The 19,002-nt window shown below is 71.9% G+C and carries 12 protein-coding genes and 1 pseudogene; 10 read left to right on the forward strand and 3 right to left on the reverse strand.

Annotated features, from left to right (window positions below):
- Window positions 1-87: 87 nt before the first annotated feature.
- The 4 genes and pseudogenes from KN815_RS04800 to KN815_RS04815 all read left to right on the forward strand — a co-directional run bounded on the left by KN815_RS04800 (window position 88) and on the right by KN815_RS04815 (window position 6,113).
- A pseudogene (locus KN815_RS04800) lies at window positions 88-2,256 on the forward strand (M20/M25/M40 family metallo-hydrolase).
- 265 nt (window positions 2,257-2,521) lie between these two features.
- Entirely contained in the window at window positions 2,522-3,367 is an 846-nt protein-coding gene (locus tag KN815_RS04805) for a hypothetical protein (protein WP_253208763.1), read from the forward strand.
- 120 nt (window positions 3,368-3,487) lie between these two features.
- On the forward strand, window positions 3,488-4,381 hold the full coding sequence (locus KN815_RS04810) for an NAD-dependent protein deacetylase (protein ID WP_216340478.1): 894 nt from the start codon (window positions 3,488-3,490) through the stop codon (window positions 4,379-4,381).
- A 583-nt stretch (window positions 4,382-4,964) separates the two neighbouring features.
- Window positions 4,965-6,113 (forward strand): serine hydrolase domain-containing protein, encoded by a 1,149-nt coding sequence (locus tag KN815_RS04815; RefSeq protein WP_216340479.1) that lies wholly within the window; start codon window positions 4,965-4,967, stop codon window positions 6,111-6,113.
- A gap of 48 nt (window positions 6,114-6,161) precedes the next feature.
- Here KN815_RS04815 and KN815_RS04820 read toward each other — a convergent pair whose 3' ends face one another.
- The 3 genes from KN815_RS04820 to KN815_RS04830 form a co-directional block, all read right to left on the reverse strand.
- Window positions 6,162-7,061, reverse strand: a complete 900-nt coding sequence (locus KN815_RS04820) for an ROK family protein (RefSeq protein ID WP_216340480.1) — start codon at window positions 7,059-7,061, stop codon at window positions 6,162-6,164.
- 72 nt (window positions 7,062-7,133) lie between these two features.
- Window positions 7,134-8,156 (reverse strand): LacI family DNA-binding transcriptional regulator, encoded by a 1,023-nt coding sequence (locus KN815_RS04825; RefSeq protein WP_216340481.1) that lies wholly within the window; start codon window positions 8,154-8,156, stop codon window positions 7,134-7,136.
- On the reverse strand, window positions 8,153-9,994 hold the full coding sequence (locus KN815_RS04830) for a class I mannose-6-phosphate isomerase (protein ID WP_216340482.1): 1,842 nt from the start codon (window positions 9,992-9,994) through the stop codon (window positions 8,153-8,155). Before KN815_RS04830 ends, KN815_RS04825 begins: the two co-directional genes overlap by 4 nt.
- Before the next feature lie 214 nt (window positions 9,995-10,208).
- On the opposite strand from KN815_RS04830, the gene KN815_RS04835 reads away from it, so the two are divergent.
- The 6 genes from KN815_RS04835 to KN815_RS04860 all read left to right on the forward strand — a co-directional run bounded on the left by KN815_RS04835 (window position 10,209) and on the right by KN815_RS04860 (window position 18,949).
- Window positions 10,209-11,402, forward strand: coding sequence for an ABC transporter substrate-binding protein (locus tag KN815_RS04835; RefSeq protein ID WP_216340483.1), 1,194 nt, complete (start codon window positions 10,209-10,211; stop codon window positions 11,400-11,402).
- A gap of 145 nt (window positions 11,403-11,547) precedes the next feature.
- Complete coding sequence (locus tag KN815_RS04840) at window positions 11,548-12,345, forward strand: carbohydrate ABC transporter permease (protein ID WP_253208764.1); 798 nt, start codon at window positions 11,548-11,550, stop codon at window positions 12,343-12,345.
- Window positions 12,342-13,154, forward strand: coding sequence for a carbohydrate ABC transporter permease (locus KN815_RS04845; RefSeq protein ID WP_216340484.1), 813 nt, complete (start codon window positions 12,342-12,344; stop codon window positions 13,152-13,154). Before KN815_RS04840 ends, KN815_RS04845 begins: the two co-directional genes overlap by 4 nt.
- A gap of 27 nt (window positions 13,155-13,181) precedes the next feature.
- Entirely contained in the window at window positions 13,182-16,391 is a 3,210-nt protein-coding gene (locus KN815_RS04850; RefSeq protein ID WP_216340485.1) for a glycoside hydrolase family 38 N-terminal domain-containing protein, read from the forward strand.
- A gap of 388 nt (window positions 16,392-16,779) precedes the next feature.
- Window positions 16,780-17,469, forward strand: coding sequence for a rhodanese-like domain-containing protein (locus KN815_RS04855; RefSeq protein WP_216340486.1), 690 nt, complete (start codon window positions 16,780-16,782; stop codon window positions 17,467-17,469).
- A gap of 115 nt (window positions 17,470-17,584) precedes the next feature.
- Window positions 17,585-18,949, forward strand: a complete 1,365-nt coding sequence (locus KN815_RS04860; RefSeq protein ID WP_216340487.1) for an MBL fold metallo-hydrolase — start codon at window positions 17,585-17,587, stop codon at window positions 18,947-18,949.
- Window positions 18,950-19,002 lie beyond the last annotated feature (53 nt).

Here is a 19,002-nt window from a genome sequence, read left to right on the forward strand (position 1 = left end):
GGTCTTGTACTTATGTCCTCGTGGCGGTGACGATGCCGAGTTCGACGCCCGGTCAGGCCCGGATACACCGTCGTCGGCGCGGGAGCGATCGGCGGCACCCTCGCCTTCGCCCTCGCCCGGGCCGGCCACCCGGTCACCGTCGTGGACACCGACCGCGCCCATGCGGACGCCATCCGTACCCGCGGACTCGTCGTCGCCCGCGGCGACACCCGCGAGAGCGTGCCGGTCACCGCCACCACCCCGGACGAGTTCACCGGCACCCTCGAACGCGTACTGCTGGCCGTGAAGGCGCAGGCCACCGGCACCGCGCTGGACTGGATCGCGCCCCGCCTGGCCCCGGACGGCTACGTCGTCTCCCTACAGAACGGCTTCAACGAGTCGCTGATCGCCCGGCGTCTGGGGGCCGCCCGCACCGTCGCGGCCTTCGTGAACATCTTCGCCGACGTCATCGAACCGGGTGTCGTCCTGGACGGCGGCGCCGGAGCCCTCGTCATCGGCGAGCCGAACGGCGCGCCGGTCAGCCCGAGGGTCCGGGATCTGTGGCCCATCGGCACAGTTGGGGCCCGGCCGTGGCCAGCGACAACGTCGAGGGATATCTGTGGGCCAAGGCCGGGTTCGGCGCCATGCTCGCCGCCACCGCCCTCGCGGACGCCCCCATGGCCGACCTCATCGACCGGCACCGCCCCGCCATGGCCGCGCTCTCCGGCGAGATCTTCGCCGTATCCGATCGCCTCGGCGTCACCCTGGAAGCGTTCGACGCCTTCGAGCCGCATCCCTTCCGGCGAGGGACGGACCCAGCCGCCCGGAACGCCGCCTTCGACCGGCTCACCGCAGGGCTGCGCACTCAGACCAAGGACCGCAGCGGTATCTGGCGCGACCTCGCGGTGCGCCACCGGCCTGTGGAAGCCCCCACGCACTACACCGAGGTGTTCCACCACGCGGCGCGCGAGGGTCTGCCCACCACTCTGCTGCACACGGTCGTGACCGGTCTGCGCCAACTGGAGGGTGCCGCGCAGGACATGTCGGAGTCACGGCTGGACGAACTGGACCGCCTGGCCCAGCCCCCCGCGCCCTCGCTCCCGCTCGACTCCGAACAGGCCGAAGCGGTGCGGCAGTGGCTCGACGCCCACCGCGAGGACATGGTCGCCGACCTCGCCGACTACACCTCCCAGGGCAGCGCGAGCGACGACCTGGCCGCCCTGGACACCTGCCTCGGCTGGCTGCGCGACTGGCTCGACCGGCGCCTCGGCACACCGGACGCCGAGGAGACCCTGGCGCGCGAGGAGGCCGGAGACATCCTCGTCCGCCGCTACCCCGCCCGGGACACCACCACCGAGGACCACCGCCCCGTCCTTCTCCTCGGCCACTACGACACCGTCTGGCCGACCGGCACCCTCGACACCTGGCCCTTCCGGCGGGACGGCGACCACATCAGCGGCCCCGGCGTCTTCGACATGAAGGCCGGCCTGGTCCAGGCGGTCTGGGCACTGCGCGCCCTCGACTCCCTCGATCTGCCCCGCCCGGCCTGCACCGTGATGCTCAACGGCGACGAGGAGACCGGCAGTCTCGCCTCCCGCGACGCCATCGTCGACGAGGCCGGCGACAGCCGCCTCGCCATGGTCTTCGAGGCCGCCGCCGACGGCGCGGTCAAGACAGCCCGCAAGGGCGTCGGGCTCTTCACCGTCACGGTCACCGGCACCGAGGCCCACGCCGGTCTGGACCCCACGGCCGGAGCCGGCGCCGTGGACGAACTCGCCCACCAGATCCTGCGTCTGACGGACCTGCGCGCCCCGGACGCGGGCACCTCGCTGAACGTGGGCGTGGTGGAGGGAGGCACCCGCAGCAATGTCACAGCGGGGCACGCCGTCGGCCGCATCGACGCCCGCGTCGCCACCGCCGCCGAACAAAAGCGCCTGGGAGAGGCCCTCGCCGCGGTGCGTCCCGTCGACCCACGGACCCGCGTGGCGGTCACCGGAGGCTGGAACCGCCCGGTCTTCGAACGTACGGAAGGCGTCGCCGCCCTCGCCGACCTGGCCCGCCGGTGCGCCGCGCTGCTCGGACACGACCTGCCCGAGGCGTCGGTCGGCGGAGCCGGCGACGGCAACTTCGTGGTGGCCCAGGGCACGCCGGTCCTGGACGGTATCGGCGCGGTGGGCTCGGGCGCGCACGCCCGCTCGGAGAACACCTCGGTTGAGGGGCATGGTCACCCGTGCGGCGCTGGCCGCCACCGTGCTGACGGCGCTGGCAAGGCTATGAACCCCCTGCCCCGCGCGACCCGCCAGGACCTCAACCGGGTGCCTTACAATTCCCCGGCCACTGGCGAAAAATGAGCGGTCGAACGCATGGGCCGCAGGGGCGAGGAGGAATCGCGATGGCAACGGGGGGATGGGGTCCGCCGAACGGCCCCGGGCAGGGAGGCAATCGCTGGGGGCCGCCACCGGCACCCGGTCCGTACGGGCCGAGGCCGACACCGGATCCGTACGGGCCCACGCCGACACCGGATCCGTACGGACCGCCACCCGTGCCGGATCCGTACGGGCCGCCACCGAACCCCTACGGCCCCCCGCCCCCGCCGCCCGGGCCCTACCGCCCGGCGCCCAGGAACCGGCACTGGTACCGGCGGGTGCCCTTCCTCTTCCTGATCGTCCCCCTGCTCCGCTCGGTGCACCGGGCCGCGCGCAGGGTGTTCGACCAGGACGGCGGCGGGCGTGTCCACGATCCCGTGGTCACCCGCTTCCAGGTCATCCGCACGGTGCTCGGCGTCCTCGCCACACTCGCGCTCTACTACATGTACGGGTCGGACAACGGCCTGGGGGACCAGGCCAGCGAGGGTGTCGCCCAGCTCCTGCTGACCCCTGTCCTGCTCATCATCGCCGGACCGTTGGTGATCACCGCCTTCATCCGCTACGCGCCCGCGGAGCGGCGGCGGCTGCTGCGCTCCCGGCTCGGCGTCCCGGCCAAGACCGTCGGCTGGTACCTCCTGGTCGTGGCCGCCCTCGTCGGCACGGTGTGGGTGATCTCGGGCACCACGCTGCTGCACGGGCTGCACGGGGTGTGGCTGTTCGTGGCCGCCGTCCCCGCGCTCGCGTTCGTGCTGTGGGGGCTGCCGTTCTTCTTCGTGGCCTCGGCCTACGTCGCCCGCTCCGCCTTCAACACCGCCTATGTGCACGCCGCGCTGCCGGCCGTGCTCACCGTGGTGATGGTCTGGATCGTCGCCATCCTCAACGTGACCGGGGGCGGCATGCCGAACGGGCCGATGTGGGCCCAGTTCTGCTCCCTGTTCGGCGGCCCGCTCTCGGTGACCGGGCTCTCCCTGTGGGAGCTGCGCCGACTGCGTACGCGCCACGGCGTGACCATACGCGGCTGAGGTATCCGGCCATTTTCGGTATCGCGGCGGTCATACGGTGTGCCACCAGGCGCTCCGCCGCGTTGCCCGGGAACCGACGGCGGCAGTGGGTGGCGGCGGCCGGTTCCGTACCCTGGCGGCATGCGCATGCGCCCCACTTTGAGCTGGACCCCCGTCGAGGACCTGCCGCCGGGCACCACGGACCTGGCGCCGGTCGCCGACGCGCTGAGCACCGGCGGGGTGCTGGTGCTCAGCGGGGCGGGCATCTCCACGGAGTCGGGCATCCCCGACTACCGGGGCGAGGGCGGGAGCCTGAGCCGGCATACCCCGATGACCTACCAGGACTTCACCGGTGGCGCCCGGGCCCGGCGCCGCTACTGGGCCCGCAGCCACCTCGGCTTGCGCACCTTCGGCCGGGCCCGTCCCAACGCCGGGCACCGGACCGTGGCCGCGTTCGCGCGACACGGCCTGCTCTCGGGCGTGATCACCCAGAACGTCGACGGCCTGCACCAGTCCGCCGGCAGCGAGGGCGTCGTGGAACTCCACGGGAGCCTGGACCGGGTCGTCTGCCTCGGCTGCGGCGCCGTCAGCCCGCGCCGCGAGCTGGCCCGGCGGCTGGAGGAGGCCAATGCGGGCTTCGCGCCGGTGGCCGCCGGAATCAACCCGGACGGTGACGCCGACCTCACCGACGAGCAGGTCGGGGACTTTCGCGTGGTGCCGTGCACGGTCTGCGGCGGCATCCTCAAACCGGACGTGGTGTTCTTCGGCGAAGCCGTTCCGCCGCGGCGGGTCGAGCACTGCCGCGAGCTGGTCCGCGAGGCCACCTCACTGCTGGTCCTGGGCTCCTCACTGACGGTGATGTCCGGGCTCCGGTTCGTCCGCCAGGCGGCCAAGGCCGGGAAGCCGGTGCTGATCGTCAACCTGGACCCGACCCGCGGCGACCAGCACGCCGTCACCCGGGTCGCCCTCCCGCTGGGAACGGCACTCACCGCCGTGGCCGACCAACTGGGCATCCCAGGGCCGGCACAGACCTGACTCCGGCACCCTTTCGGCCCTGGCTATTCCGCCGGGCGGATCCAGGTCCGGGCGAGTTCCGCGACCCAGGTGGCCGCCCGCGCCCGGCGAAGGGGACTCCGAGCGCCGCGAATTCCTCGGCCGACCAGCCGGCCCCGACCCCGAGGCCGAACCGCCCGGCTCGGCGGCCGTGGCCACCGCACGGATCACCTCGGGACGGGCACCGGCACCGACCCCGACCCCGAGCGCGTGCAACCCCACTCGCATGCTCCACCTCCGGGCGTCACCTCAGGCGCGCGGCGCGGACGCACCCGGGTGGCGTGGCACGCCGCGCCCGCGCGCGGCGGGGCATGTCGTCCGGACGAGCGAAGGCTTTCCCCGATGCCCTCTGGAGGAAGCCTCGATCATGACCACGGGGGGGGTAACCCCAGCCACTGCCCTGGGGGCAGCGCATCGGCATGTCAGGGGGACGACCGGATGGGCCGATCCCCGCTGCGCTGGTGGGATGGTCGCAGACCACCGGCTCCGGGGGCGAAACAGCCGCGGGCCACAGCCCGAGCGGCCCCCGAACGAGCGGGGCAACTCGAAGAGGAAAGGGCTCACCATGCAGGTGCTGGGAAGACACCGACGGGGCCGGCTCGCCCTGACCGGCCTGGCGGCCACGGTCCTCCTCGCCGCCTCGACCGGACCGGCGGCGGCGAAGCCGCGGCAGACCGATCCGCTCCAGCAGCGGGTGGACGCGGTCCACGACACCGGGGCCGTCGGTGTGCTCGCCGAGGTGACGTCACCGGACAGACATGACAGCGCACGCGCCGGGACGGCCAAGGTGGGCACCGGGAGGCCGATGCCACGGAACGGCGGTTTCCGGATCGGCAGCGCCACCAAGACCTTCACCGCAACCGTCGTGCTGCAACTCGTCGGCGAGGGGCGCATGTCCCTGGAGGACACCGTCGAACAGTGGTTACCGGGAGTGGTCCAGGGCAACGACAACGACGGCAGCCGGATCACCGTGCGGCAACTGCTCCAGCACACCAGCGGCATCCATGACGTCCTGCCGGAGATACCCGCGTTGAACAGCGCGGAGGGCTATCGGGCCGAGCGGTTCCGCACCTACACCCCCGAGGAGTTGGTGGCGCTGGCCATGAACCACCGGCCCAACTTCCCGCCGGGCGACGGCTGGTCGTACTCCAACACCAACTACCTTCTCGCCGCGATGATCATCCATGAGGTCACCGGCCGGAGCTGGGCACAGGAGGTCGACGACCGGATCATCCGCCCGCTGGGCCTGAGGAACACCAGCACGCCCGGCACCTCCCCGGCCATCCCCGGGCCGCACGCCCACAGCTACGCCGCGTTCTCCACCGACACCAGCATCGATGTCACGGCGCTCAATCCGAGTATGGCCGCCGGCTCCGGCTCGATCATCAGCACCACACACGACCTGAACCGGTTCTACACCGCGCTGCTCGGCGGCCGTCTGCTGGCTCCGGCGCAGCTCCACGAGATGACGACCACCACACCCGCGCCCGAACTGGGCGTGAGGTACGGACTCGGTCTGGGCGAGATCCCGTTGTCCTGTGGCGGCAGCTACTTCGGCCACCCGGGCGAACTGCTCGGCTATCACACCTGGAGCGGCGCCACCCGGGACGGGACCCGGACCGCCGTGGTGTACGTCACCAGCGACGGCGGCGACGACACCCAGCAGGCCATGAGCACACTCGTGGACCGGGAACTGTGCCGGACCCGCCCCTGATACTCCGGTCCGGTCCGCGGGTCCATGCGCGGGTCGGGTGGGCGGGCGCTACGCGCGGCGGGCCGCGAAGACCGCCGCGCCCAGGAGGGCCTGGTCCTCGCCGTCGTCGCGTACCGACAGGGTGAGTCGTGCGAGCCGCGGGTCGTGGTGGGTCAGACCGGCGTGGAGGGGTGGGCCTATCAGGGGCCATGCGGCCGTGATGGAGCCGCCGAAGACCACCGTGTCGGCCTCGAAGGCGGTCAGCCAGGGGGCGAGGGTGTCGCCGAGGGCGCGCAGGGCCGAGGTGATGATGTCGCGGGCGGTGGTGTCGGCCACGGCGAGGGCCGTCAGTTCCCGCAGTCCGTCGACGGGTCGGCCGGTGCGGTCCGTGTAGCGGGCGGTCATGGCCCGGGGGGAGACCGTGTCCTCCAGCGGACGGCCGTCCACGGTGAGCAGGTCGACGCGGCCCTCGGGCGGCACGCGCGGGTCGTCCTCGACGATCCTCCCCCGGTCCAGGAACGCGGAGCCGATCCCCGTGCCGAGTGTGATCGCGACGAGGCGCCCGCTTGCGGTGTGCACCGTGTGCCGGGCGCCGAGCGCGAAGGCGGAGGCGTCGTTGAGGAACCGCAGCCCGGCCGGGCGCGGGTTCAGCCGGGGCGTCAGGAGCTGGCCGACGGCGAGGCCGTCCAGCGAGGCGAACTTGCCGACGCCGTGGTAGCGGGCGATGCCGCGCGCGTAGTCGAACGGCCCCGGGACCGCGATGCCCCAGGTGCCGCGGACCGCACGCGCGCCGGGGGCGGTCGCCGAGAGCACGCCGCCCGCGGTCTCGGCGAGCGCGGCGAGGAAGTCCTCGGGGCCGATGTCGGGCGCGAGCGGCAGGCGGCGCCTGGTGCCGTCGGCGATCCGGGCCCGGTCGAGGTCGACGGCCGCCCCGGTGACATGGGAACCGCCCACTTCGAGGACGGGCACGAGGGGAGGCGGCACGACTCTGGACGGCATAACGCTGGGCGGCACGGGACCTCCGGAAACCGTCATCGGCGCCTACCGCGGCGCCGGATGGTCGACAAGTGTGGTCGCGATCGTCACGCGCCGCGACGGCTGCGGGGCGGTGCTCGCCTGGCGCTCGAAGAGCAGCGTCGCCGCGGCCCGGCCGACCTCGACCGGGTCGTAGGAGACGACGGTGAGCGGCAGGTGCAGCATGTCGGCGAGTTCGATGTCGTCGAAGCCCGCGAGGGCGACCGGCTCCTGGTCCCGCGCGCGGTCCCGCAGGGCGCGCAGCGCGCCGACCGTGTTCCGGTTGTTGGCGGTGAGCAGCGCGGTCGGCGGGTCCGGCAGGGCGAGCATGGCGCGGGCCGCCTGCTCCGCGAGCGCGCTGTCGCTCCGGTGCCGGCTGACGTACCGCTCGTCGAGCGCGATGCCCGCCTCCTCCAGCGCCACCGCATAGCCGCGGAAGCGCTCGGAACCCGTCCACAGCGACGGTGGCAGACCGAGGAAGCCGATGCGGCGGTGGCCGCGGGCGATGAGCCGGCGGCAGGCGTCCCGGGTGCCGCCGAAGTCGTCGACGAGGACGCAGTCCACGTCGATGCCCATCGGCGGACTGGCGGCGAGCACCACCGGGACGTCGCGCAGCCGGGTCCCGGCGAGGTGGCTGTGGTCATGCCCGGCCGGGACGACGACCAGGCCGTCCACGCCGCGGTCCACCAGGTCGGCCACCACCCCGCGTTCGGCGGCCGGGTCCTCCCCGGTGCTGCCGAGCATGACCCGTGCGCCGTAGCCCACACAGATCTGTTCGAGGCCCACGGCGAGTTGGGAGTAGAACGGGTTCGCCAGATTGGTCACGACCAGGCCGATGAGCTCGTTCGGACCCCCCGAACGCAGCTCGCGGGCCCGCTTGTTGGGGCGGTAGCCGAGGGCCTCCACCTCGGCGAGCACCCGCTGTCGGGTGGCCTCGCCGATGCCGCGCTGACCGCGCAGCGCGCGGGAGACGGTCATCGGGCTGACGCCGAGCCGCGCGGCCACGTCCCGCATGGTGAGGGCCGGTTCGGAACCCGAGTGTGCGCTCATACCACCTGTGCCTTCACCAGACGGACCGGCTCCGGCCCCTGATTGTGCACACGGTAGGAGGTGGCGGACGCCGGGACTGCGAGAGTCTCCGCATAGTGTACGGAGTGCCGGTGCCCGGCGGCGGTGGTGATGACCGCGCCCTGCCCGTCCACCACGGTCAGCACATGGAAGCGGCCGTCGGTCCGCTGCTCGGCGGTCCGGCCCGGTTCGACGGCGATCCGGTGCACCTGGAAGAACATCGCCGGCAGCGCGCCGAGCAACTCCTCCGTCCAGCCGTCGCCGGAGGGCAGCGGCCGGGGCCGCTGGACCAGTTCGCGGGCGACCGCGTCGCCCGACCGCGCCGGGTCGAGGTTGCGGAAGGCGTGCTCCACGTGCACGGCGCGCTGCCGGTCCGCCGCGTCCCGCCGCAGCCAGTCGTAGAACCGCAGGGAGTACAGGTAGGGGGTGGCGCTGACTTCGAGGACGACATTGCCCTCGCCGCTGCCGTGCGGCGTACCGGCCGGGACCAGGTAGAGCTGCCCGGCCTCGGCGGGAAACACCTGCACATACCGCTCGATGTCGAACGGTGTGCCGTGTGCGTCGGCGGCGTGCGCGCTGTGGTGGAACGCCTCGACATCGGCGCCCTCGCGCAGTCCGAGGAAGACCTTGCTGTGGTCCCCGGCGTGCATCAGGTAGTAGGTCTCGTGCTGGGTGTACGGCCAGCCGAAGACATCACGCATGTCGTCGGGCCTGGGGTGGCAGTGGACGGAGAGGTTGCCGCCGCCGACGGTGTCGAGGTAGTCGAAGCGCACGGGGAACGACGTGCCGAACATCTCGTGCACGGCGGGGCCGAGCACATCCACCGGGGAGAGCGCGACCACGAGCTGGAACGGCACCTCCACACAGCGGGAGGCGTCGTCGCCGAGCAGGACACCGCTCTCCGGCGCGATCAGCTCGTAGCCGAGGGCGGTGTTCTCCGCGTCCGGGTTGTGACCGAGCGTCTCCTGTCCCCAGTGGCCGCCCCACGGCGTGGAGTTGAAGGTCGGCCGGGTACGGAAGGGGCGGGTGGCGAGCGACCGGCAGGTCTCGCGCAGCGCCTGCCCGCCGATCGATGCCGGGGCGGCGGTATCGGTAACGTCGATCCAGCGGTCGATCCGCCCCGCCATCTGGTCGCGATGGCGGTCGAGCAGCGGCCAGTCGATGTAGAGCAGCCGCCGCAGGGTCGGCGGCTCGTCCTCGGGCGCCGCGAGGTGGCGGCCCCGGCCGCGCTTGACCGCCGCCTCCGCGTACCGCTTCGGCAGATCGGCCCACCACAGGACGTCGGCGTCCGCGAGCGCGGCGCCGGGCCCGAGCAGGACGCGCAGCGCGCCGCCTCCCGCCGGGCCTGAATCTCCCGCGCCGCCCTCCCCCGGGGCGGATTCACCCGGCCCGGATTCCCCCGGGCCGGATTCACCCGCACCGATCTCCCCCGGGGCGGCGAGCCCCGCCAGGGCCCGCGGGTCCAACAGGTCGGACAGCTCGCCCCCGGCCAGGCGCGCGAAGTCGGGGTCGTCCCGCAGCTCTTCGGAGTCCGTGAGCCGCCGTACCGTCTCCCAGTCGCGCACCGCCGTGCGGACGTCCGCGAACTCCACCGGGGTGCGCCGATCGTCGAACGCCGCACGCAGCCCGGCGGCGACGGCGGCCCAGTCCAGTACGGCGGGGCCGTCCACGGCGAGGACCCGGGTCCCCTTCGGGAGCGTCCCGGCCGCTTCGGTCCAGCCGACGGCGACCGTGTCGGCGAGGACGGGATAGCACGGTGTCGGATCGTACTGCGATGCCTTCTGCGGTGCCTTCGCCTTGACCTGCGGAGCCTCGCCCATGTCACCAATCCCGTGAGATACGTTAACGCGCGTCTAGTCAAACCACCTGCACGCCTGTACGTTACCGATAACTTACCAGGTCGGTGATTCCGTGACGAGGGGGTCTCAGATGGGGTCGATCGACATGCCACAGGGGACCAGCCGCCGCAGGGTGTTGGCCTCCTCCTTCGCAGCCGTATCCGGTCTCGCGCTCAGTGCGTGCGCACGGGGTTCGATGAGCCGGCCCGCACCGGCCGACGTGGTCTCGGTGTTCAACGACAACCCCACCTGGGCGCCGGGTTTCCGGGCGGCGGGCAGCCAATTGCGGCCGCTGTCCGGCTTCCGGCTCGCGCCGCGGGCGGTTCCCAACGTCAGCAACTACCAGCAGATCGTGCGGATGTCGGCGCAGACCGACTCCACGGCCGATCTCATCAAGTGGTGGAACGGCTACCGGCTGCGTGACGTCGTCCGTGCCGGGATCCTCGCCGATGTCACCGACGCCTGGGACGAGGCGGCCCGGCGCGGCTGGAGCGACGACACCGCGTTGCGCGAGACCTTCAGCCACGAAGGACGGCAGTACGGCGTCCCGCTCTACAAGTCGTACTACGTGGTCTTCCACAGCCGGTCCGTATTCAAGCGGCTCGGTGTGGAGGTGCCGACGACATGGCAGCAGTTCCTCGACGTGGTGGACGCCGCCCACGCCAAGGGCATCACGCCGATCGCCTCCGGTGGGGCGACCACCTGGGAGTCGTCGATCTGGTTCCAGCAGCTCGTCAACGGGCTGGACCACCGCTTCTACCTCGACCTCACGGCAGGCAAAGCCTCGTACACCGACGAGGTGTGCCGGCGCGCGATGGCCGTGTGGAGCGATCTGTACCGGCGGGGCGCGTTCTCCTCGCCCGACGTCTTGCCCGAGGACGTGCCGGGCCAGTTCGCGCAGGGCCGCACCGCCATGTGCCTCCACGGCACCTGGAACACCGGGGCGTTCCGAGACGCCGGGGTCAAGGACGCCGACCTCGGCGCGTTCCTGCTGCCTCCGCCGCCCGGCGGCAACCGCTCGGTGCTCGTGGAGAGCGGTGTGCTGGCGGTGTCGGCCAACGCTCACAAGCGCGACGCCGCCCGCGCCGTGGCCCGCGCCTGGCTCGACCCGGCGGTCCAGAGGGCGTGGACGGGATTCCTCCGGGACACCTCCGCCGACCCGCGCGTGGTGCCGGACGTGGGCACGGTGCGCCAGGTCGCCGCCCAGGTGCGGCGGGAGCGGCCGACGCAGGCCAACCGCTACTGGGAGGCATCGCCCCCGGTACTGATCGAAGGGAACGTCCAGGACCTGAGCGCCTTCATGACCGACCCCACCCCCGCGAAGGCGACGCGGACCCTGACGAACATGCAGCACCGAGCCGACAAGGAGTGGAAGGTGTGGACGTCCTGACCACTGCCGACGAGGCAGCCAGCCGAACGGGGCCACACCGGCCCAAGCCACTTGTGCCCGATCCGCCCTCCGCCCGCTTCCGCGCCACCGCCTGGGTGGGCGCGTTCCTCGCCCCCGCCGTGGCGCGGTCCTGCTGCTCCTGGTCGTGCCCTTCCTGGTCACCGCATGGCGCAGCCTCTTCGACGACAACGGCATCACCGCCCGCTTCGTCGGCCTGTCCAACTACACCGCGCTGTTCACCGACCCCGACTTCGGCCAGTCACTGCTGAACACCCTGCTCTGGGTGGTGGGCACGCTGGTCCTTCCCGTGCTGCTGGGGCTGCTTCTCGCGGTACTGACCCACTCGATGCGCTGGGGCGCGGTGGCCCGCACCGCCGTGATCATCCCGTACGCGCTCTCCGGCTCGGCCACGGCGCTGCTGTGGACGTTCCTGCTGAGGAGCGACGGAGCGGTCAACCAGACGCTGGCCGCGGTGGGGCTCGGCGGCTGGCAGCAGGAGTGGCTGCTGCACTGGCCGATGAACACCTTCGTCATGATCCTGGCGACGACGTGGCAGGCGACCGGGGCCTCGCTGATCCTGTTCCTGATCGGGCTCCAGACCATTCCCACGGAGACCATCGAGGCAGCCCGGCTCGACGGCGCGCAGGGCCTCCAGCTCTTCCTGCGCGTGATCGTGCCGCAACTGCGGCCGATGACCGTCGTGGTGGTGGGCATGTCCATCGTCAACAGCCTCAAGACCTTCGACATCGTGTGGCTGCTCACCCAGGGCGGCCCCGGAACGACCTCCGAAACGCTCGCGCTGACGATGTACCGGCAGACCTTCACCCTCAACCGGTACGGCTACGGGGCGGCCGTCTCCGTCGTCCTTACCGTCGTCGTCATCGCCGCCTCCTGGCTCTACCTGCGGCAACAGGTGCGGCAGCGGTCCGGGGAGGGCGTATGACCGGCAAAACGGCGCGCGGCGTCCTGGTCACCCTGGTCTCCGTGCTGTGGCTGGTGCCGACCTGGCTGGTCGTCGTCAACGCCTTCACCCCGGCCGAGCAGTACACCGGATCGCCACGGTGGTGGTTCGCCTCCCCGGGGCTGTTCGCCAACATCCGGGCCGCGTTCGAGAGCGCCGACGTCGGGCGGGGGCTGCTCAACACGCTGCTGTACGCGGTGATCGGCGCGGCGGTGGCGGTGCTGATCGCGGCACTCGCCTCGTTCGCCGTCACCGTGATGCCGGTGCGGCGGCCCGGATTCTGGTTCTGGTTCATCTTCACCGGCACCGTGCTGCCCCTCCAGACGTTTCTGTCCCCGCTGTTCACCGGGTACGCCGCCACCGGCCTCTACGACACCCAGTACGGCATGCTGCTGATCTACGTGGCGCTGACCATCCCCTTCGCGTTCTTCATCAACCGCAACTTCATGCTCACCGTGCCAAGGGAGATCTCCGAGGCGGCCCAGCTCGACGGCGTGAACTGGCCGTCGATGTTCCTGCGGATCCATCTGCCGCTGGCCAGGAACGCGCTGCTGGCCGCGTTCATCTTCCAGTTCACCTGGATCTGGAACGATCTGCTGTTCGGCATCACCCTGTCGCTCAGCCCGAATGTGCGGCCGGTGACGGCCACACTGGCCGACCTCGGCGGCAACTACTCCACGGTGGGGCCGCCCGTCGTGCTCGCCGGCGCGCTCCTGGCGTCGCTGCCGACCGTGATCCTCTTCTTCGTGTTCCAGCGCTTCTTCGTCAACAGCCTGCGGCTCACGGCCTGAACCGAACCACCCTGGGAGAGAAGACATATGACGACGCGCGCCCTCGTACGCGACCGCCGCTGGTCCACCGACAAGGCCCGGACGAGCATGATCGGCCTGGCCGTCGCCGCCACCGCGCGGGCCGGCGGCATGGAACTGCGGGCCCTGCCGGAACACCTCGTACGCCGCGATGACACCGGCGCCCGGCGCGGCGTGCGCATCCTCGTCTCCGGTGACACGCCCGACACCGGCGACTGGACCTTCGAGGTGGAGGTCGCCGGCCGTGGCCGGGTGCCCGTCGAGGTGCTGCCCGCGCCCGGCGGGCCACGCCTGATGCTCCCGCTGGAGACCGACCGCCGCGACGTACGGATCCAGGCCCGCAACGGCGACGTGTCGGCGGTGCTCGCCTTCGCGCTGGAACCGCCGCGGGACTGGACGATCCACCTGGTCCACCACTCGCATCTGGACATCGGCTACACCGATCCCCAGGGCACCGTCCTCGGCGAACACGTCGCCTTCCTCGACTCCTGCCTCGATCTGACCCGTACCACCGACGGCTGGCCGGATGACGCCAGGTTCCGGTGGGCCGTGGAGTCGCTGTGGTCGTTCGAGCAGTGGGCCGCCGTCCGGCCGCCGGAGCGGGTCGCGGAGTTCGTCGAGCGGGTCCGGGCCGGCCAGATCGAGCTGACCGCCATGCCGTACAACCTCCACAGCGACACCTGCTCCACCGACGAACTGCACGAGCTGCTGCGGCTGGCCCACCGGGTGAGGGACACCTACGGGATCGATTTCCACTCGGCCATGCAGACCGATGTGCCCGGCTCCGTCGCCGGGCTGCCGGACGCCCTGTCCCCGCTGGGTGTGCGCTATCTGTCGGTGGCGCACAACTGGGCCGGGCGCTCGGTGCCCACCACCAACGGCGGGGCACGGCTGCCGCGCCTGTTCCGGTGGCGCGCCCCGTCCGGCAAGGAGGTGCTGGTGTGGATGACCGACAGCCCCCACGGCCTGGCCTATATGGAAGGGCCGGTGCTGGGCTTCGACACCTCCTACGCCATGGTGGACGACCTGCTGCCCGCCTATCTGACGTCGCTGGCGACCAACCCCTACCCGATACCGCCCGAGCTCCTCGGCTCACCGTCCCCCGCGCCGGGCGAGCGCGAGCCCTATCCGTGGGATGTGCTGCATCTGAGGGTGCAGGGCCACTTCGGGGACAACGCGCCGCCGCGGCTGATCCTCGCCGAGACCGTGCGCCGCTGGAACGAGACATGGGACAGCCCCAGGCTGCGGCTGTCCACCAACACCGACTTCTTCACCGACGCCGAGGCCCGGCTCGGCGACGCCATCCCCGCCTTCGAGGGCGACTGGGGCGACTGGTGGGTCGAGGGCGTCGGCTCGGGCGCCCGGCCCCAGGCCATGGTGCGCCGCGCCCAGTCCACCGTCACCGACGCCACCACCCTCTACGGCATGGCCGCCCTGGCCTCCCCCACGGCGCCCACCGCCGACCTGGCCGCGGCCGCCCGCGGCGGCGCCGACCAGGTGTACCGGTCGGTGTCCCTGTTCAACGAGCACACCTGGGGCGCCTCCGACCCGTGGACCCACGGTGACGCGGGCGGCGAGTCGGGCGAGCAGCAGTGGCACTGGAAGTACGGGTACGCGCTGCACGGCGACAACGACGCAGACACCTTCCTCGACCACGCCTCGGCCGCACTCGGCGCCCTGCTGCCCACCGCGGCCGGCGCCGATGTGACGTACTGGGCCGTCAACACCACGGCGGCGGCCCGCACCTCGGTCGTGACGGTGTTCCTGCGCGAGAGCCGGGTCCCGCTCAGCAGCACGGTGTCGGTGGCCGACGGCCGCACCGGTGCGGAACTGCCGCTGGTCCAGGAGGCGCAGACCAACCCGGTCCACCGGGACGCCGGGCGGTGGCTGCACATCCAGGTGCCCGATGTGCCGCCGTTCGGCCTCGTACGGCTGGATGTGACGGTGACCGGCACGGACGGCGGCAAGGCGGTGGCCTCCCCCGCCGCGCTGCGCCTGGACGGGGGCGAGGAGGGCGAGGAGGGCGAGAAGCGCGGGAACCGCGCCGTCCCGCTGCCCACCGCCGACGACCTGATCCTGGAGAACGACCATCTGCGCGTCCGCGTCGACCTGACCACGGCCTGTGTGGCGAGCCTCGTCGAAAAGGCCACCGGCCGCGAACTCGTCGACCAGGACGCCGTCGTCGGCTTCAACGGCTACACCTACGACACCTACACCACCGCGGGCGGCTACAACCACCAGGCCAACAAGACCACCGTGAGCGAGGAGCTGGAACTCCTCGGCTCCCGGACCCTGGCCCGCCCCGCCGTACTTCTCGAACGCGTCGACGACGCCCTCGGCCGGCGCCTCACCTACGAGTACGCGGCCGACGGCGTCCGCCGGGCCCGCACCACGCTCAGCCTCGGCCGTGACGACGCCCACCTGGTGATCGACAACCGCTTCGACAAACCCGCCACCATGACGAAGGAGAGCGCCTACCTCGCGTTCCCCTTCGCGCTGACGCGGCCCACGGTGCACTACGAGATCACCGGGGCCCTGACCGGCACCGGCCTCGCCCATGTGCCCGGCGCGCCCCAGCACATGCGTGCCGTGCGGTCGTTCGTCTCCCTGGCGGACGACGGCGGCCCCGTCGCCTGGATCACCCGGGACGCGCCGCTGGTCGAGCCGGAGACCATCGCCCTGCCCTACGCGCCCTTCCCCGACTCGACCGCACCGCGCCGGCCCGGCACGGTCTACTCCTGGGTGCACAACAACCTCTGGGACACCAACTTCCCGTCCCAGCAGGCGTTCCACACCACCTTCCGCTACGCGGTGGGCGTGCGCCGCGACGGCGAGAGCATCGACGCCGACGCCCTGGCGCTGCGCACCGCCTACGAGGTCGACCACCCGCTGATCGGCGTGGCGGCGCATGGTGCCCCCGACACGGACCGCCCGGCCGAACGCGCGCTGCTCTCCGTGGACGACACGCGCGTCGCGGTCCGCGACGTGGCCCCGGTGCCGGGTGACGACGGCGTCGACCTGCTGGTGAGGCTCCAGTCCTTCGTCACGGAGCCGCGCACGGTCCGCCTCAGGTGCGGCTTCCCGGTCGCGGGCGCCGAGCGCGCCACCTATCTCGGCGACCCCGACGGCCCCGCCACGCTCGACGGCGACGGCATCCTCGTGGACATCCCCCGCCTGGGCACCACCGCGGTGCGGGTGCGCCTCGGCGCCGCGGGGTAGCGGGATAGGGGGAACAGGGGGATAGCTGGGCAGCGTCGTGGGAGCCGCCCGCCACCGACCAGGAGCCGGTGGCGGGCGGCTCCCATGACGCGTTCGCCTCCCTCGAGCACGCCGGTCTGGCGCGGCCCGAGACCGCGGGGGCGACCATCCCGGGCGCGGGAGACACTGCATACCTGCCCGGCCTCGTAGACCGCGCACGCGCCCTGGTTTGCCAGTTCAGCAAGGATATTCGCCGCCTCCGGAAACATGCGCGCAGGCTGCGTCCAGAAGGTTCTGGCTCACAACCGATAGCCGGTGCCGCTCGGACTCGGTCGTGTTCCCGCATTCGCCGGGAACACCTCTGGCTCCAGCAGCACGCCGGTAGTCGAAATACCCGAGGAAGCAGCAGATGGAAAATCGCCATGTCGTGATCATTCCGATCGAGATCGAAGAGGAGAAGGAGATCTCTTATCTCGCCGCATGGCAGGACGCCGCGGAAGTGATGGCCGCTCAGCCCGGTTTCATTCGGACGTACATGTTCCGCACGATCGTTCCGGGGAGCACATTCTCTCTCGTCAACGTGGCGGAATGGGAATCCACCGCTCACTGGGAAGAGGCGATGAGCGTCTGCCCGATGATGGGACAGCAGCTAGCCGTCGTCCATGCCTCGAACTACGAGGCGATCCGGACGGTCCTGCCCACGCAGGGCCTGAGCTCCGGACACGGACACACGCCCGCTGACCTGTCTCCTGTCGAGGCGCGTCACCGCGCCGTGGACGGGGAACTCACGCTGGTCGATGTCCGCGAAGACGATGAATGGGCGGCGCGTCATCCGGCCGGCGCCGTCCATGTCGCGCTGAGCACATTGCCGGCCTCGCTGTCAGATCTGCCTGCCGGCCCACTCGCCTTCGTCTGCCGCACGGGCACACGCAGCGTGCAAGGTGGCGCGCAGGCGATCCGCGCAGGCCGGTCCTCCGTCTACAGCGTGGCGGGCGGTCTTGAGGCATGGGAAGCGGCAGGGCTGCCGGTCACCCTCCCTGACCGCGAGGACGCGGCGAACAACGGCGATCGCGCCAAAGCCGCGGTACGTGAGGACTGACGAAAGCAGAACCGGCGGATAACCGCCGCACACATCACCCAGCATGAGGCCGGCCGGGTAGCCCGTCCCGCCTCGCACCCTTCGGGAAATTCCCTACCGGGAAAGGAGTCACACCGTGTTTTTTGTCGACACCCTGGAGTTCGAGGGGCTGGGCAACCGTAGTTACCTGGCCGGCGGTCCGAGAGCGGCGGTCGTGATCGATCCGCCGCGGGACGTCGACCAGATGATCGCCACCGCCGCCCGGCGAGGGGTGCGCATCGCCTACGTGGCGGAGACACACGTGCACAACGACTACGTCTCCGGCGGGCTGGAACTGGCCCGCCTCACCGGCGCCCGCTACCTGGTCCCGGCCGACGCCAACGTCTCCTTCCCCCGCACTCCCGTCACGGACGGCGACACGTCCGAGGTGGACGAGCACCTGGTGCTGCGTGCCATAGCCACCCCGGGCCACACCCCGCACCACACCTCCTACGCGCTGGAGGAGGACGGACGCGCGGTGGCCGTCTTCACCGGCGGCTCGCTGCTGATCGGCACCGTGGGGCGTCCGGACCTGGTGGACCCTCGGCTGACCGAGCACCTGGCCCGCGCGCAGCACGCCTCCGTCCACCGGCTGGCGGCATCGCTGGACAACGAGGTGCCGGTGCTGCCCACGCACGGCTTCGGCAGCTTCTGCTCCTCCTCCCAAGCCGAGGGCGATGCGAGCACGATCGGCAAAGAACGTACCGGCAACGACGCTTTCACCCTGGATGTGGACACCTTCGTGAAGCGGGTCCTGGCCGGGCTGGAAGACGTGCCCGCCTACTACACGCACATGGGCCCGGCCAACGCCGCCGGCCCCGCGCCCGTCGACCTGAGTCCGCCCGAGCCCGCCGACGCCGTACAGATCGCCGAACGGCTGGCGGCGGGTGAGTGGGTCGTGGACCTGCGCAGCCGGGTCGCCTTCGCCGAAGGCCATGTGGCCGGATCGTTCAACTTCGAGGGCACCGGCAAGCCGGCCACCTATCTGGCCTGGCTGATCCCGTGGGGCAAGCCGGTCACCCTGCTCGCCGACACCCCGGCGCGGATCGCCGACGCACAGCGGGAGCTGACCCGGGTCGGCATCGACCGCCCGGCCGCCGCCGCCACCGGAGATCCGGCCACCTGGGTCCGTGAGGGGGAGGAGCTCGCCTCCTTCGCCCGCGCCGGCTTCGTCGACCTCGCCGGTGCACACGAGCGCGGCGAGGACGTGGTGGTGCTGGATGTGCGCCGGGATTCCGAACGTGCGAACGGCTTCATCGAGGGCTCCGTACACATTCCGCTCCACGAGTTGCACGGCCGGGTCGGCGAGGTGCCGGACGGCACGGTGTGGGTGCACTGCGCCGGCGGGATGCGCGCGGCGATCGCCGTTTCCCTCCTGGACGCGACCGGACGAAAGGTCATCGCCATCGATGACGGCTTCGAGGCCGCCGCCGACGCGGGCCTGAGTGTCACCCGGTCTTGAATCCCTTGCTCCACCCGCACAGAAGGCATGCGATGTTCCTCTCCCGCCACGGC

This window comes from Streptomyces niphimycinicus (assembly GCF_018883605.1).
In the GTDB taxonomy this organism is placed as follows: Bacteria; Actinomycetota; Actinomycetes; order Streptomycetales; family Streptomycetaceae; genus Streptomyces; species Streptomyces niphimycinicus.